The 14,560-nt window shown below is 61.9% G+C and carries 11 protein-coding genes and 1 pseudogene; 5 read left to right on the forward strand and 7 right to left on the reverse strand.

Annotated features, from left to right (window positions below; all coding sequences use genetic code 11):
- Positions 1 to 49: 49 nt before the first annotated feature.
- The 4 genes and pseudogenes from JMV15_RS08340 to JMV15_RS08355 form a co-directional block, all read right to left on the reverse strand.
- Positions 50 to 1,712: pseudogene (locus JMV15_RS08340) on the reverse strand (ATP-binding protein).
- Entirely contained in the window at positions 1,712 to 3,211 is a 1,500-nt protein-coding gene (locus JMV15_RS08345) for an ATPase domain-containing protein (protein WP_014718480.1), read from the reverse strand. Before JMV15_RS08345 ends, JMV15_RS08340 begins: the two are co-directional and overlap by 1 nt.
- Before the next feature lie 156 nt (positions 3,212 to 3,367).
- The gene (locus tag JMV15_RS08350) at positions 3,368 to 4,426 is read right to left on the reverse strand and encodes a tetratricopeptide repeat protein (RefSeq protein ID WP_201491347.1); all 1,059 of its coding nucleotides are present in this window, start codon (positions 4,424 to 4,426) and stop codon (positions 3,368 to 3,370) included.
- A gap of 70 nt (positions 4,427 to 4,496) precedes the next feature.
- Positions 4,497 to 5,390 carry a bestrophin family protein gene (locus tag JMV15_RS08355; protein ID WP_038450163.1) on the reverse strand — a complete coding sequence of 298 codons (894 nt, stop codon included), beginning with the start codon at positions 5,388 to 5,390 and terminating at the stop codon, positions 4,497 to 4,499.
- A gap of 377 nt (positions 5,391 to 5,767) precedes the next feature.
- Between JMV15_RS08355 and JMV15_RS08360 the strand changes: the two genes are divergently transcribed.
- From JMV15_RS08360 to JMV15_RS08380, 5 genes are read left to right on the forward strand one after another with little or no spacing between them, the layout of a single operon-like run.
- Positions 5,768 to 7,417: an AMP-binding protein gene (locus JMV15_RS08360; protein ID WP_014718478.1), complete on the forward strand. Its 1,650-nt coding sequence runs from the start codon at positions 5,768 to 5,770 to the stop codon at positions 7,415 to 7,417.
- 21 nt (positions 7,418 to 7,438) lie between these two features.
- Positions 7,439 to 8,206: an SDR family NAD(P)-dependent oxidoreductase gene (locus JMV15_RS08365; protein WP_019817059.1), complete on the forward strand. Its 768-nt coding sequence runs from the start codon at positions 7,439 to 7,441 to the stop codon at positions 8,204 to 8,206.
- A gap of 12 nt (positions 8,207 to 8,218) precedes the next feature.
- A complete protein-coding gene (locus JMV15_RS08370) occupies positions 8,219 to 9,403 on the forward strand; it encodes an acetyl-CoA C-acyltransferase (protein ID WP_014718476.1) in 1,185 nt (394 codons plus the stop codon).
- Between the two features lie 9 nt (positions 9,404 to 9,412).
- Positions 9,413 to 10,540 carry an acyl-CoA dehydrogenase gene (locus JMV15_RS08375; protein WP_019817058.1) on the forward strand — a complete coding sequence of 376 codons (1,128 nt, stop codon included), beginning with the start codon at positions 9,413 to 9,415 and terminating at the stop codon, positions 10,538 to 10,540.
- 11 nt (positions 10,541 to 10,551) lie between these two features.
- Complete coding sequence (locus JMV15_RS08380; RefSeq protein WP_038450161.1) at positions 10,552 to 11,325, forward strand: enoyl-CoA hydratase; 774 nt, start codon at positions 10,552 to 10,554, stop codon at positions 11,323 to 11,325.
- Between the two features lie 131 nt (positions 11,326 to 11,456).
- Here JMV15_RS08380 and JMV15_RS08385 read toward each other — a convergent pair whose 3' ends face one another.
- The 3 genes from JMV15_RS08385 to JMV15_RS08395 form a co-directional block, all read right to left on the reverse strand.
- Complete coding sequence (locus tag JMV15_RS08385) at positions 11,457 to 12,608, reverse strand: acyl-CoA dehydrogenase family protein (protein ID WP_014718473.1); 1,152 nt, start codon at positions 12,606 to 12,608, stop codon at positions 11,457 to 11,459.
- Between the two features lie 3 nt (positions 12,609 to 12,611).
- Complete coding sequence (locus JMV15_RS08390) at positions 12,612 to 13,715, reverse strand: enoyl-CoA hydratase/isomerase family protein (RefSeq protein WP_038450159.1); 1,104 nt, start codon at positions 13,713 to 13,715, stop codon at positions 12,612 to 12,614.
- A 131-nt stretch (positions 13,716 to 13,846) separates the two neighbouring features.
- Positions 13,847 to 14,557 carry an HPP family protein gene (locus JMV15_RS08395; protein ID WP_019817055.1) on the reverse strand — a complete coding sequence of 237 codons (711 nt, stop codon included), beginning with the start codon at positions 14,555 to 14,557 and terminating at the stop codon, positions 13,847 to 13,849.
- Positions 14,558 to 14,560: the final 3 nt, after the last annotated feature.

The raw sequence follows: 14,560 nt of genomic DNA on the forward strand, positions 1-14,560 counted from the left end.
CATCTGCTGCCTGCTAAACCGTGACGACTTATTGCCACATGTGGCCGCTCTACGCCTGGATCATCTCCCGCACCTTGGCCGTCAACAAATCAAACGTAAAAGGCTTGGTGATCAGTTGCATCCCCGGGTCCAGGAAGCCACCCCGCACCGCGGCGTGCTCGGCGTATCCGGTAATAAACAATACTTTGAGTTCCGGACGAATCTGCCGGCCGATTTCCGCTAGTTGTCGGCCGTTCATTCCCGGCAAACCGACGTCGCTGATCATCAGGTCGATGCGCTGTTCGGATTCAATGATCGGCACCGCCGCATTCGCGTCCCCAGCCTCGATAAACCCGTAACCCAGTTCTTTGAGCACCGCGCTGACCAACACCCGAACTGCGGGATCATCCTCGACGATCAAAACCGTTTCCCCTGCATTGGCAAACGGCAGCAATGTCGGGTTGAGCGGCTCCTGAGCTTGGGGCTCACCGATAAAGCGCGGCAGGAACAAACTGACCGTCGTACCTTTGCCGACTTCGCTGTGGATGGTCACATGCCCACGAGACTGGCGAGCGAAGCCGTAGATCATCGACAGCCCAAGACCGGTGCCTTGGCCGATGGGTTTGGTGGTAAAAAACGGATCGAACACGCGATCCATCAGTTGTTGCGGTATGCCGCAACCGTTGTCGCTGACACTCAGTTCTACGTAGTCGCCCGGGGTCAAGGTGCCGTAGGCGGCGGTAAAGACACTGTCGAGGTGACGATTGGTGGTCTCCACGGTCAGCGTGCCACCCGTGGGCATGGCGTCGCGCGCGTTGATCACCAGGTTGAGCAGGGCGCTTTCGAGCTGGTTCGGGTCGGCCTCGGCCGTCCACAAGGCGTCGCTCAGGCGCATGTCCAGGTTGATACTTTCGTTGATGCTGCGTTGCAATAATTCGCCCATGGACGTGACCAACTGGTTGATCTGCACAGGCTTGGAGTCCAGTGATTGTCGACGGGAGAACGCCAACAGTCGATGGGTGAGGCTCGCCGCGCGGTTGGCCGAGGTCACGTCCAGGTCGATCAGGCTGTCCAGGTCATCCAGTTTGCCCCGGGACACACGTCGGCGTAGCAGTTCCAGGCTACCGATAATGCCGGTAAGCATATTGTTGAAGTCATGGGCGATACCCCCGGTCAACTGGCCAACGGCTTCCATTTTCTGCGATTGACGCAGGGCTTCTTCATTGTGACGCAGTTGGGCGGTGCGTTCCTCCACTTGCTGCTCAAGCGTTTCCAAAGTGCGCTGGAGACGCAACTCACTCTCGCTCAAGTCAATCAACCGGTCCCGCGCTTCGTACTGGCGCCGTCGACCGCGCAGGGCCGCGCTCACCAGACTGATCAAGGTGATGGGATGGAACGGCCGCTCCAGAAACGTGACGTTGCCCAGCAAGCCGCTCAGCCGCGTCGAGCCGTTCTGCTCTTTGCCGCCATGCTGGGTCATCAGCACGATAGGCAGGTCGGACCAGGCCGGTTGCTGATGCAACAGCTCGAGTAACGGCTCAAGGTCGACGCCACGCAGTGCCTCAGCCGCAATGATGAGCAGCTTGCGTCAGCTCTTCGCACAGAGCGGCCAGGCTGTTGGCGACAATCCCGCTGTAACCGGCTTCGTTAAGCATCATCAGCGCCAATGAGCCATCGCGGCCCATGGGCGCCAGCACGATGGCACGCTCGTAGACGGGAGACAGGGCCGGCACTAGCCCTCATCCTTGAGCAGAGGGGAGCCGGCACCCATATAGGTTGGAATGCCCCGCAGCACACCCTGGAAGTTATCCAGGGGTACACCTACCGTCATACCGCGGCTGCCGATGCGATATTCACGAATGGTCGACTCGTGGGAGCCCGTTCTTTTTTTGATGACCGAAATGGCCCGGCGAACTTTACCCAGGGCCTCGAAATAACGCAGCAAGATCACGGTGTCGGCCAGGTAAGTGATGTCGACCGGCGTCTGCATGTCGCCGACCAGGCCGTGCTGGGCCACCGTCATGAAGGTGGCTGCACCACGGCGGTTAAGGTATAGCAGCAGTTCATGCATATGCAGGATCAGCGCGTTTTCTTCGGGCATGGCCGCCTGGTAGCCGTTGATACTGTCGATGACCACGGTCTTGATACCGCGCTCATCCACGCAGCGGCGAACCCGGTGGGAAAATTCGCCGGGGGAGAGTTCGGCCGCGTCGACCTGTTCGATCAGCAGGTTTCCGGTGTCCCGTAAGGCGGCGAGGTCGATGCCCATGTTCTTCATGCGCTCGAACAGCAGGCCCAGCTCTTCATCGAAGATGAACAGCGCAGCCTTTTCGCCACGGGCCACGGCGGCGGCAGCGAAGATCATCGAGATCAAAGACTTGCCGGTACCGGCCGGGCCGAGAATCAGGCTGCTGGAGCCGGTCTCGATCCCCCCGCCGAGCAGAGAATCCAACTCCTCGATACCGCTGCTCAAGGTTTGACGGTTGTAACCGCCGCGATGTTCGGCCGCCACCAGGCGCGGGAATACGTGAATGCCGTCGCCCATGATGGTGAAGTCGTGGAAGCCGCCACGGTATTTCTGGCCCCGGTACTTGACCACACGGATACGCCGACGCTCGGCGCCATAGTTGGGCGTCAGCTCCTCCAGGCGAATCACCCCGTGCGCAACGCTGTGCACGGTCTTATCCAGGGATTCGGTGGTCAAGTCATCCAGCAGTAACACGGTGGCGTCATAACGCACGAAGTAGTGCTTGATCGCCAGGATCTGCCGGCGATAGCGCAACGAGCTTTGCGCCAGAAGGCGGATCTCAGACAGGCTGTCGACCACCACGCGGGTCGGCTTGACCCGCTCTACCACTTCAAAGATCTGGCGGGTGGCTTCACCCAGCTCCAGGTCGGAGGAGTACAGCAGGCTTTGCTGGTGATCGGCGTTGAGCAGGCTTTCCGGTGGGGTCAGCTCGAAGATATGAATATGTTCATCCAAGTCCCAGCCGTGGGATTTGGCACCCTGGCGCAGTTCGTGCTCGGTTTCGGACAGGGTGATATATAAGCAACGTTCGCCGTTCTGCGCACCGGCCCGCAGAAAATGCAGGGCCACGGTGGTTTTACCGGTGCCGGGTTCGCCTTCGAGCAAAAACACGTGGCTTCGCGATAGCCCCCCGGCAAGAATGTCATCAAGACCTTCGACGCCGGTGGCCGCCTTTTCACTCAACAGCTGTTTGGATGTACTCAAGAAGTGCCCTCAGGTCACGTACAAGTAGAGGGGCACGCCGACTGGGACGCGCCATATTCACTTGACCGTAGTGGCCACTAGCGGTTCAACGTTTTGGATGAATTGTACGAAGAGAGGTCGCTTTACACGTTTTTGCGGTGCTGAGCTGATCGCCTATCAGAGGCCCTGTTGTAGCGCCGGATCATCCGGGTTCTGTTGCTCCAGTTGGGCGAGCAGCACCTGAACGTTCTGCAACTGCCCGGTCTCTTTCCAGTAATTGACCAGCAACACGCGGGCTTTGCGATTGGCGGGATGCCGCTGGACGATTTCTTCCAACTGGCGCTGGGCCGCCTCTACTTCGTCCTGGGCGTGCAGGGTGGTGGCCAGGTCATAGCGATAATCCGGGTTGTCCGGCGCAAGCTCCACCGCCTTGGACAGGCCGAGCAGGGCGTAGGGGCGCTCGCCATGGTGCAACAGCCACATGCCCAAGGCATGTTGCAGGTAGGCCGACTCCGGATGCGCCGCCAGTTGCCGGGCCAGCAGTTGGCGCGACTCGTCGGTCTTGCCTTGCTTGTCCAGCAGTTCGATTTGCGATACCACCGCTTGCAGGTTGTCCGGCTGCAAGCGCATTGCCTGCTCCAGGGCGTTTTGCGCCTCCGGCAGCAGGGCGCTGTGGATGTACAGGCGCGCCAATTGAATCCAGCCTTCAGCGGTTTCGGGCCGGGCCTTGAGCGTTGTCACGAATTCATCGAGCACCTGCTGCAGTGGGCCAAAGTACAAACCCAGTGTATCGGGCGACAGGCCCAGCAAGGCGTTGGCGGCGGCAAAGCGCACCGATTGTTCCGGATCGTCCAGCACCGGGCCGAGCAGTAAGGTGCGCTGGCCAGTGGGCACCAGGCCGACGATGCTGTGAATAGCGGCTTCGCGCACCAGCGCCGACTCATTGGCGAGGTCTTTATCGGCCAGCTTCAGCGCCTGGGGGCTGGGGTAATTGGGCAGCTCAGCATGCAAGGCGGCGCGGCGCTCGGGCGACAGGTCCGGCCGGCCCAACTGTTGGTACAACACACGTGCGGCGCCGGGCTCGCCGTTATGCGCCTGCTTCAAGGCCTTGGAATAGCCATGGGCGATGGCTGGGGGTACGGCCACTGCAGGGGTGCGGGAGAAAAACCAGGTGATCAGTACGATCAACAACAGGGCGCACAGGCCGATGATGGAGTAACGGCGTGACTTTGACATGCAGGCGTCCGAAAGCTTGGGCAGCAAAGTTCCAAGCTTCGGTCAGTGCGAGGCGAGTGTCAAACCCGCGTCAGGTCAGCACGTAGTCCGCTGGCTCCAACGCTGGCGGCAGGTTGACTTCACCAAGGGCGGCGAGGATCTCGCGCTCCAATGTCCGCAGGATAGCATCACACGGCAAGTCGTTTTCGTCGAAGCCGAAGGGGTCTTCCAATTCGTCGCCAATCGCATCCAGGCCAAAGAAGGTGTAGCTGACAATCGCGGTGAACACTGGCGTCAACCAGCCAAGTGGCTCGGCCATGGCGAATGGCAGCAAGATGCAGAACAGGTAAATGGTGCGGTGCAACAGCAGGGTGTAGGGAAAGGGCAGTGGCGTGGTCTTGATGCGCTCGCATGCCGCCTGCACCTGGCTCAGGCTGACTAGCCGGGCTTCCAGTTGGGTGTAGCGCCATTCGCTGATCACGCCCTGTTGTGCCAGGACCGAAAAGCGCGCACCGACCGTTTGCAGCACGCTGTCCGGCAAGTTGGGGTGGCCCACTGGCATGATGATCCAAGGGTGTATCGCCCGGGCTTGATCTTCATGGCGCAAATGCGCGACCAAGCCATGGGCAAAACCGCACAGGCCGCGCAGCAGGCCAGCACGCTCGGCGGTGTCCCCCAGCACCTGGGTCTCGCGAATCAGCGAGCGCACGTCAATGACCATTTGCCCCAGTTGCTTGCGGCCCTCCCACCAACGGTCGTAGCAGGCGTTGTTGCGAAAACTCATGAAAATCGACAGTGACAGGCCCAACAAGGTGAAGGGCGTAGCGTTGACCTTGGAAAAATAGGTGGGGTGCAGGGTTTCCACCAGCACGATGACCGAGGCCAACAGCGTGACCAGCAGGCTGCGCCAGGCAATGCGCTTGGCAATGGAGCCTTTGAGGGAGAACAGGATACCCAGGACGTTGGGTTTAGGGCGAACGATCATGGAGGGCTTCTGTGGCGTGCAGGCGGTCAGATTAGAAGCTGCTATGCATCGCGTCCAATCACTTGGATCGACCGCCTGATCAGTCGACTCAATGACTAACGTGGGAGCCGGGCAGTACATAACCCTGTGGGAGCTGGCTTGCCTGCGAAAGCGGTGGTGCAGTGACAGCTGTGGTGACTGACCCACCGCCTTCGCGGGCCAGCCCGCTCCCACCGAAAAGCGAAAAAGCCCCCCGCGTTTCGCTACGGACTGGCCAAACCAGTCAGCCAAGTTGAAAGCTTTGACCATTGCCGCTGCGCCGCTCTGGAGCGACTATTTCAGCGCTTTTCTCGAGTTGAAAACGTCCTGAAAATAAAAACACAGAAGGATAGGAAGCGATGCGTGAGTATTTGGCTGCCACCACCGAGTTTGATTACCAGCACACCGTCGACGCCGCACTGGCCGGCAACCTGCAAGCGCTCAATGCCTGCGTGGAATGCTGTGACCGTCACGCGTTGCCGGGGCGCATCGCGTTGTTCTGGGAGGGCAAGGACGGACGCAGCGCCACGTCAACCTTTACCGAACTGCAAGAGCAGGCCGCGCGTTTCGCCAACTTCCTCTTGGCCCAGGGCGTCAAGCGCGGTGACAAGGTGGCGGGCCTGTTGCCCCGTACTGCCGAATTGTTGGTGGTCGTGCTGGCGACGTGGCGCATCGGCGCGGTCTATCAGCCGCTGTTTACCGCGTTCGGACCCAAGGCAATTGAACATCGCTTGAACAGCTCGGGCGCAGCGCTGGTGGTCACCGATGCAGTGAACCGTCCCAAGCTGGCGGAAGTCGCCGACTGCCCGACCATCGTCACGGTCGCCGGAGCCAAGGGCGAAGGTATCGTGCGGGGCGACTACAGCTTCTGGGCCGAACTGCCCAGCTACTCTTCTCACTGCGAGCCGGTGCTGCTGGGCGCAGAGGAGCCGTTCCTGCTGATGTTCACCTCCGGCACCACCGGCCCGTCCAAGGCGCTGTCGGTACCGCTCAAGGCCATCGTCGCGTTCCAGGGCTACATGCGCGACGCCGTGGACTTGCGCCCCGAGGACGCATTCTGGAACGTTGCCGACCCTGGCTGGGCCTATGGCATCTATTTCGGCGTGACCGGGCCGTTGTCCATGGGGCACCCGATCACCTTCTACGATGGCCCGTTCACCCTGGAAAGCACCTGCCGGGTCATCAATAAATACGCGATCACCAACCTGACCGGTTCGCCCACGGCGTATCGGCTGTTGATTGCCGGTGGCGAACAGTTCGCCGGTTCGATCAAGGGCAAGCTGCGCATCGTCAGCAGCGCCGGTGAGCCTTTGAACCCGGAGGTGATCCGCTGGTTCGCCGACCACCTGGGCGTGACCATCCACGACCATTACGGCCAGACCGAGCTGGGCATGGTGCTGTGCAATCACCATGGTTTGGCGCATCCGGTGCACGTGGGCTCGGCGGGTTTTGCCTCGCCAGGGCATCGCATCGTGGTGCTGGATGACAACCATCAGGAGCTGCCAGCCGGCCAACCCGGCATCCTGGCCATCGACCGCGAGCAATCGCCTATGTGCTGGTTTGCCGGGTACGACGGCGTGAAAACCAAGGCGTTCGTCGGCAAGTACTACCTCAGCGGCGATACCGTGGAGCTGAACCCGGACGGCAGCATCAGCTTTGTCGGACGCAGCGACGACGTGATCACTACATCCGGCTACCGCGTGGGCCCCTTCGACGTGGAAAGCGCGTTGGTCGAACACCCGGCGGTGGTCGAGGCTGCCGTGGTCGGCAAGCCTTGCCCGGAGCGCACTGAGCTGGTCAAAGCCTTTGTGGTGATCAGCGAGCAATACCGCGCCACCCCGGAGCTGGCTGAAGAGCTGCGCCTGCATGTGCGCCAGCGCCTGGCCGCCCATGCGTACCCGCGGGAAATCGAATTTGTCAGCGACTTGCCCAAGACCCCGAGCGGCAAGCTGCAACGCTTTATTTTGCGCAATCAGGAAATAGCCAAGGCCCAGGCGGCCGTGGCTTGACCCTTTTAAAAGGAAACAACGATGCAGATTGAAAACAAGGTATTCCTGGTCAGCGGCGGCGCGTCGGGCCTCGGCGCGGCCACGGCCGAAATGCTGGTCGCCGCGGGTGCCAAGGTGATGCTGGTGGACTTGAACGCCGACGCCGTGACTGCCAAGGCCAAGCAACTGGGCGACAATGCCCGCAGCGCCGTGGCGGACATCAGCCAGGAAGCCGCTGCAGAAGCGGCCGTGACGGCGGCGGTCGAGGCCTTTGGGGGCTTGCACGGTCTGGTCAACTGCGCGGGTGTCGTGCGTGGCGAGAAGATCCTCGGCAAGAACGGCCCGCACGGCCTGGCGAGCTTTGCCCAGGTCATCAACGTCAACCTGATCGGCAGTTTCAACCTGCTGCGCCTGGCCGCTGCGGCGATCGCTGAAACCGAGGCGAATGCCGACGGCGAGCGGGGCATCATCATTAATACCGCCTCGGTGGCGGCATTCGATGGGCAGATCGGCCAGGCTGCGTACGCCGCGTCCAAGGGCGCGATCGCCAGCCTCACCTTGCCTGCCGCGCGGGAACTGGCGCGCTTTGGTATCCGGGTGATGACCATTGCACCCGGCATTTTCGAAACCCCGATGATGGCCGGCATGACCGACGAAGTCCGCAACTCCCTGACTGCCGGCGTGCCGTTCCCGCCACGCCTGGGCAAACCCGCCGAATATGCCGCGCTGGTACGCCACATCATTGAAAACAGCATGCTTAATGGTGAGGTGATCCGTCTCGACGGTGCCTTGCGCATGGCCGCCAAATAAGGAGCAATGGCTATGAACGATCCAATTGTTATTGTCAGCGCCGTGCGCACGCCCATGGGCGGGTTCCAGGGCGACCTCAAAAGCCTGACCGCGCCGCAACTGGGCGCAGCCGCCATTCGTGCGGCGGTCGAGCGTGCCGGTATCGCCACCGATGCCGTCGACGAAGTGCTGTTTGGCTGTGTACTGCCCGCCGGGCTTGGGCAAGCGCCTGCTCGCCAGGCTGCCTTGGGCGCCGGGCTGGACAAGGGCACGCGCTGCACCACCCTCAACAAAATGTGCGGTTCCGGCATGGAAGCGACGATTCTGGCCCACGATTCGCTGCGCGCTGGCAGTGTCGATGTAGTGATCGCTGGCGGCATGGAAAGCATGTCCAACGCCCCGTACCTGCTGGACCGTGCGCGCAGCGGCTACCGCATGGGCCACGGCAAGGTGCTGGACCATATGTTCCTCGACGGCCTTGAAGATGCCTACGACAAGGGGCGCCTGATGGGCACCTTTGCCGAGGACTGCGCCGAGCACAATGGTTTTACCCGTGAAGCTCAGGACGCGTTTGCCATCGCTTCCCTGACCCGCGCACAAGAGGCTATCACCCACGGCAGCTTTGCCAGTGAAATCGTCCCGGTGCAGGTCACCGTGGGCAAAGAACAAAAAACCATTCTGCACGATGAGCAACCGCCGAAAGCCAGGCTGGACAAGATTGCCAGCCTGAAACCGGCGTTCCGTGACGGCGGTACAGTGACAGCAGCCAACTCCAGCTCGATCTCCGATGGCGCCGCGGCGTTGTTGCTGATGCGTGAGTCCGAGGCGCTCAAGCGCGGCCTCAAGCCGTTAGCAGTGATCCACGGGCACGCCGCGTTTGCCGATGAGCCTGGGCTGTTTCCGGTGGCGCCGGTGGGGGCGATTCGCAAACTGATGAGCAAGACCGGCTGGAGCCTCGACGAGGTGGACCTGTTCGAAATCAACGAGGCCTTCGCCGTGGTCAGCCTGGTGACCATGAGCAAGCTGGAGATTCCCCATGACAAGGTCAACGTGCATGGTGGTGCCTGTGCATTGGGCCACCCCATTGGTGCCTCCGGCGCACGCATCCTGGTGACGTTGCTCGCGGCCCTGCGCCAGAAGGGCCTCAAGCGTGGCGTCGCCGCTATCTGCATTGGCGGCGGTGAAGCCACGGCCATGGCCGTTGAATGCTTGTATTGAGGATGACCTATGTTGCCCAATGACGAACAACTGCAGATCAGCGACGCCGCCCGGCAATTTGCCCAGGAACGTTTGAAACCCTTCGCCGCCGAGTGGGACCGCGAGCATCGTTTTCCCAAGGAGGCCATTGCGCAAATGGCCGAACTGGGCTTTTTCGGCATGCTGGTCCCGGAACAGTGGGGCGGTTGCGACACTGGCTACCTGGCCTACGCCATGGCCCTGGAAGAAATCGCCGCCGGCGACGGTGCCTGCTCCACGATCATGAGCGTGCACAACTCGGTGGGTTGTGTGCCGATCCTCAAGTTTGGCAATGACCAGCAGAAAGAGCAGTTCCTCACGCCCCTGGCCAGTGGCGCCATGCTCGGTGCCTTCGCGCTGACCGAACCCCAGGCAGGCTCCGATGCCAGCAGCCTGAAAACCCGGGCGCGCCTTGAAGGCGACCACTATGTACTCAACGGCTGCAAACAGTTCATCACCTCCGGGCAAAACGCCGGGATCGTGATTGTGTTTGCGGTCACCGACCCCGCCGCAGGCAAGCGTGGGATCAGCGCGTTTATCGTGCCCACCGATTCGCCCGGTTATACCGTGGCACGGGTGGAAGACAAGCTGGGGCAGCATGCCTCGGACACTTGCCAGATCCTGTTTGAAGACGTGAAAGTACCGGTGGCCAACCGTCTGGGCGAGGAGGGCGAGGGCTACAAAATCGCCTTGGCCAACCTGGAAGGTGGCCGCGTGGGCATCGCCTCCCAGTCGGTGGGCATGGCCCGTGCCGCCTTCGAAGCGGCCCGCGACTATGCCCGTGAGCGTGAAAGCTTTGGCAAGCCGTTGGTCGAACACCAGGCCGTGGCCTTTCGCCTGGCCGACATGGCCACCCAGATCGCCGTCGCCCGGCAGATGGTGCATTACGCCGCCGCCCTGCGTGACAGTGGCAAGCCGGCGCTGGTGGAAGCGTCCATGGCCAAGCTGTTTGCGTCCGAAATGGCCGAGAAAGTCTGCTCGGCCGCCTTGCAAACCCTGGGCGGTTACGGTTACCTGAACGACTTTCCCCTGGAGCGGATCTACCGCGATGTGCGGGTCTGCCAGATCTACGAAGGCACCAGCGATATTCAACGCATGGTCATCTCACGCAATCTTTAAGGAGCCGATACATGAGTTACGAAACCATCCTGCTTGACGTCCAGGGCCGTGTGGGGCTGATCACGCTTAACCGCCCCAACGCCCTGAACGCTTTGAATGCACAACTGGTCAGTGAGCTGAACCAGGCGCTGGACAGCCTGGAAGCCAACCCTGAAATTGGCTGCATCGTGCTGACTGGCTCGAAAAAAGCCTTCGCGGCCGGTGCCGACATCAAGGAAATGGCCGAGCTGACCTACCCGCAGATCTACATGGACGACTTGTTCAGCGACAGCGACCGCGTGGCCAACCGCCGCAAGCCGATCATCGCCGCCGTGAATGGCTTCGCCCTGGGCGGCGGCTGCGAACTGGCCTTGATGTGCGACTTTATCCTCGCCGGCGACACTGCCAAGTTCGGCCAGCCGGAAATCAACCTGGGCGTGCTGCCAGGCATGGGCGGCACCCAGCGCCTGACCCGTGCAGTGGGCAAGGCCAAGGCCATGGAGATGTGCCTGACCGGGCGTTTTATCGACGCGGTAGAGGCCGAGCGCTGCGGGATCGTGGCGCGCATCGTGCCCGCCGATGAATTGCTGGAAGAAGCGCTGAAAGTGGCCGCCCTGATCGCCGGTAAATCCGTACCGATCAGCATGATGGTCAAGGAAAGCGTGAACCGTGCGTTTGAAGTCAGCCTGTCCGAAGGCGTGCGCTTTGAGCGCCGGGTGTTCCATGCGGCGTTCGCGACCCAGGACCAGAAAGAAGGCATGACCGCGTTTGTGGCCAAGCGGGCGCCGCAATTCAAGGATAAGTAACCCCTGCCAAACGCCGCAAAGCAAAGGTGGGAGCTGGCATGCCTGCGATGGCATCGCCTCGGTTTAACTGATGTACCGAGGTGTCTGCATCGCAGGCAAGCCAGCTCCCACAGGGCTTTGGGTCATGCCCATCAGAGCTGGTAGTTTTTCAACTCCCTGGCAATCACCATCCGCTGAATCTCGCTGGTGCCTTCGTAAATCTGCGTGATCCGTGCGTCCCGGTAGTAACGCTCCACCGGGTAATCCTCCAGATACCCATACCCTCCATGAATCTGCATTGCCTTGGAGCAGACCCGCTCGGCCATTTCCGAGGCGAACAGCTTGGCCTGGGAGGCTTCGGACAAGCACGGTTTGCCGGCGGTGCGCAGGCGCGCGGCGTGGAGGATCAGCAGGCGCGCAGCGTTGAGCTGGGTTTGCATGTCGGCCAGCAGGTTGGCCACGCTCTGGTGTTCGATGATTGCCTTGTCGAACTGCACCCGATCACGGGCGTAGGCCAGCGCGGCTTCAAACGCGGCGCGGGCGATGCCCAGGGCCTGGGCGGCGATACCAATGCGGCCGCCTTCCAGGTTGGAGAGGGCGATGGCCAGCCCCTTGCCGCGCTCACCCAGCAGGTTGGCTTCGGGAACCTTGCATTGGTTGAGGGTGACGGCGCAGGTGTCTGACGCACGAATGCCCATCTTGTGCTCGGTGCGGTCGACCACGAAACCTGGGGTGTCGGTCGGCACCAGGAACGCCGAAATGCCTTTCTTGCCCAGTTCCGGGTCGGTCACGGCGAACACGATGGCCAATTTGGCGCGCTTGCCGTTGCTGACGAACTGTTTGGCGCCATTGATGACCCATTGGCCATCACGCAGTTCGGCGCGTGTGCGCAGGTTATGGGCTTCGGAGCCGGCCTGGGGCTCGGTCAGGCAGAAGCAACCGATGGCCTGGCCGCTGGCGAGTTCGGCCAGCCAGGTGTGTTTCTGTTCGGTGGTGCCGTAGTTGAGGATCGGCCCGCAACCGACTGAATTATGGATGCTCATCAAGGCGCCAGTGGCGCCGTCACCGGCGGATATTTCCTCCACGGCCAGGGCGTAGGCCACGTAATCGACATAGGTGCCACCCCATTCTTCCGGGACCACCATGCCCAGCAGGCCCAGCTCCCCCATCTTCGCCACCAGGGCGTCGTCGATCCAGCCGGCTTTTTCCCAGGCTTGGGCGTAGGGGGCGATTTCGCCACGGGCAAAATCCCGCGCCATGTCGCGGATCATCACTTGTTCTTCAGTGTATTCAAGATCTTGCATGGCTTATTTCTCAATCTGCGCGAAGTCGCGGAAGAAGCTCTCCACATGGCTGGCATCCAGCGCATGGAGGGTGGGCGGGCTCCACTTCGGCGTCTTGTCCTTGTCGATGATCAGGGCGCGAACCCCTTCGATCAAGTCGCCGCGCTCGAACCATTGGCGGTCCAGGTGCAGTTCGAGGGCAAAGCAGTGTTCCAGTGGCAGGTGGCGGCCACGGCGCAGCATCTCCAGGGTCACGGCCATGGCCAGGGGCGAGCGGGTCTGCATGAGGTTGGCGGTGGTCAGCGCCCAGTCATGGCTATCGGCCACGGTGACTTGTTGCAGTTGCTCGACGATGCTGGGCACGTCCGGCAACCCGAAAAAGTGGTCAATGGCCGGGCGCAAGGCCTCCAGCGGGGCGTCGGGCAATTGCTGCACGGCCAGCCTGGCAAGTGCGCCTTGCAAGTCCTTGAGGGGAGACTCGCTCCATTGCAGACGGTCGAGCTTCTGATCCAGTTCAACCAGTTTGGCGCTGTCGATATACCAGTCCGCCAGCCCGCAATACAAGGCATCCGCCGCGCGGATTTGCACGCCGGTCACCCCAAGGTAGGTGCCCAGTTCGCCAGGAATACGCGAGAGGAAATAACTGCCTCCCACATCCGGGAAGTACCCGATGGCCACTTCCGGCATTGCCAGGCGGCTGCGTTCGGTGACCACCCGCAGGTCCGCGCCTTGCACCAGGCCCATGCCACCGCCGAGTACGAAGCCGTCCATCAACGCCAGTACGGGTTTACGGTAATGGTGGATGGCAAGGTCGAGGGCATATTCCTCGACGAAGAAATCCTGGTGCAGGGTGTCGCCTTGCTTGAAGCTGTCGTACAGCGAACGGATGTCGCCACCGGCGCAAAAGGCCTTCTCACCGGCGCCGCGCAGGACGATGGCATAGACCTCAGGGTCGTCGGCCCAGACCTGCAAGTGCGCGGCCAATTGGCGGACCATGTTCAGGGTGATGGCGTTAAGGCCTGCGGGGCGGTTGAGGGTGAGGTGGCCGATATGGTTACGCACCTGTGCCAGAACTGCATCCTGCTGGATCTCGGCGTGGCTTGCTTGGGATGAAACCTGAGCAGTCATCTCTAACTCCCTGCTTTTATTGTTCTTTATCAAGACGTTCGCGGGCGAACTCTCTCGTGATCGTACCAGTGCAAATTTGCCTCGTACAACTTGGAATCATGCAGGTCGTTGTTGCATTTATGCAGTGTCGCTCAAACCACCCGGCTGGCCAGAACCTCACCGATACTGCGACGCCGGGCATGGCCCTCGGCGGCGTGGATCAGTTGTTCAAGCTCTGTCGGTTCGACATCGTAGAACTGCTCCATCTCGGCCAACGCTAGCTTGAGGTCGGCTGCCGTGATGCTCGGCTCGCTCACGGCGGTGGCAGTGCCCAGGATAACCGGGGCAGGCTCGGCAAGCCCCTTGGGATAACGCGTGCGCGTGGCATTGTTATAGGCCAGCGCGCAGGCGAGCAGGGCGCCGGCCCCTAGCATCACCGGCGCAAGCTCGTACCAGCCGAGGCCGACCGATGCCGGATCGGCCAGCACCAGGGTCATGGCCAGGCCGCCGGCCGGCGGGTGCAGGCAGCGCAGCCAGCAGATGAGGATCACCGTCATGCCTGCCGCCAGGCAGGCGCTGCCCAAGGTGCGCCCCAGGACGCGGGCGACCAGCAACGCGACGACGCCTGCACACAGGTAACTGCCGATTATCGACCAGGGTTGGGCCAGCGCCCCCGACGACACGGCAAACAGCAATACGGCCGATGCGCCAAGAGGGCCGAGCAGGTGCAGGGCCACCTCCATGCCGAACACCTGGGCACAGGCCCAGACACTGAACAGCGTGCCCAGGGCCATGCCGATGGCTGCACGGCTCCATTCGGCGGGACGGGTGTTGATTGCAGCGGGTAACCAGCGAGCGAGCATTGA

The organism is Pseudomonas paracarnis (assembly GCF_904063055.1).
Taxonomy (GTDB): Bacteria; Pseudomonadota; Gammaproteobacteria; order Pseudomonadales; family Pseudomonadaceae; genus Aquipseudomonas; species Aquipseudomonas paracarnis.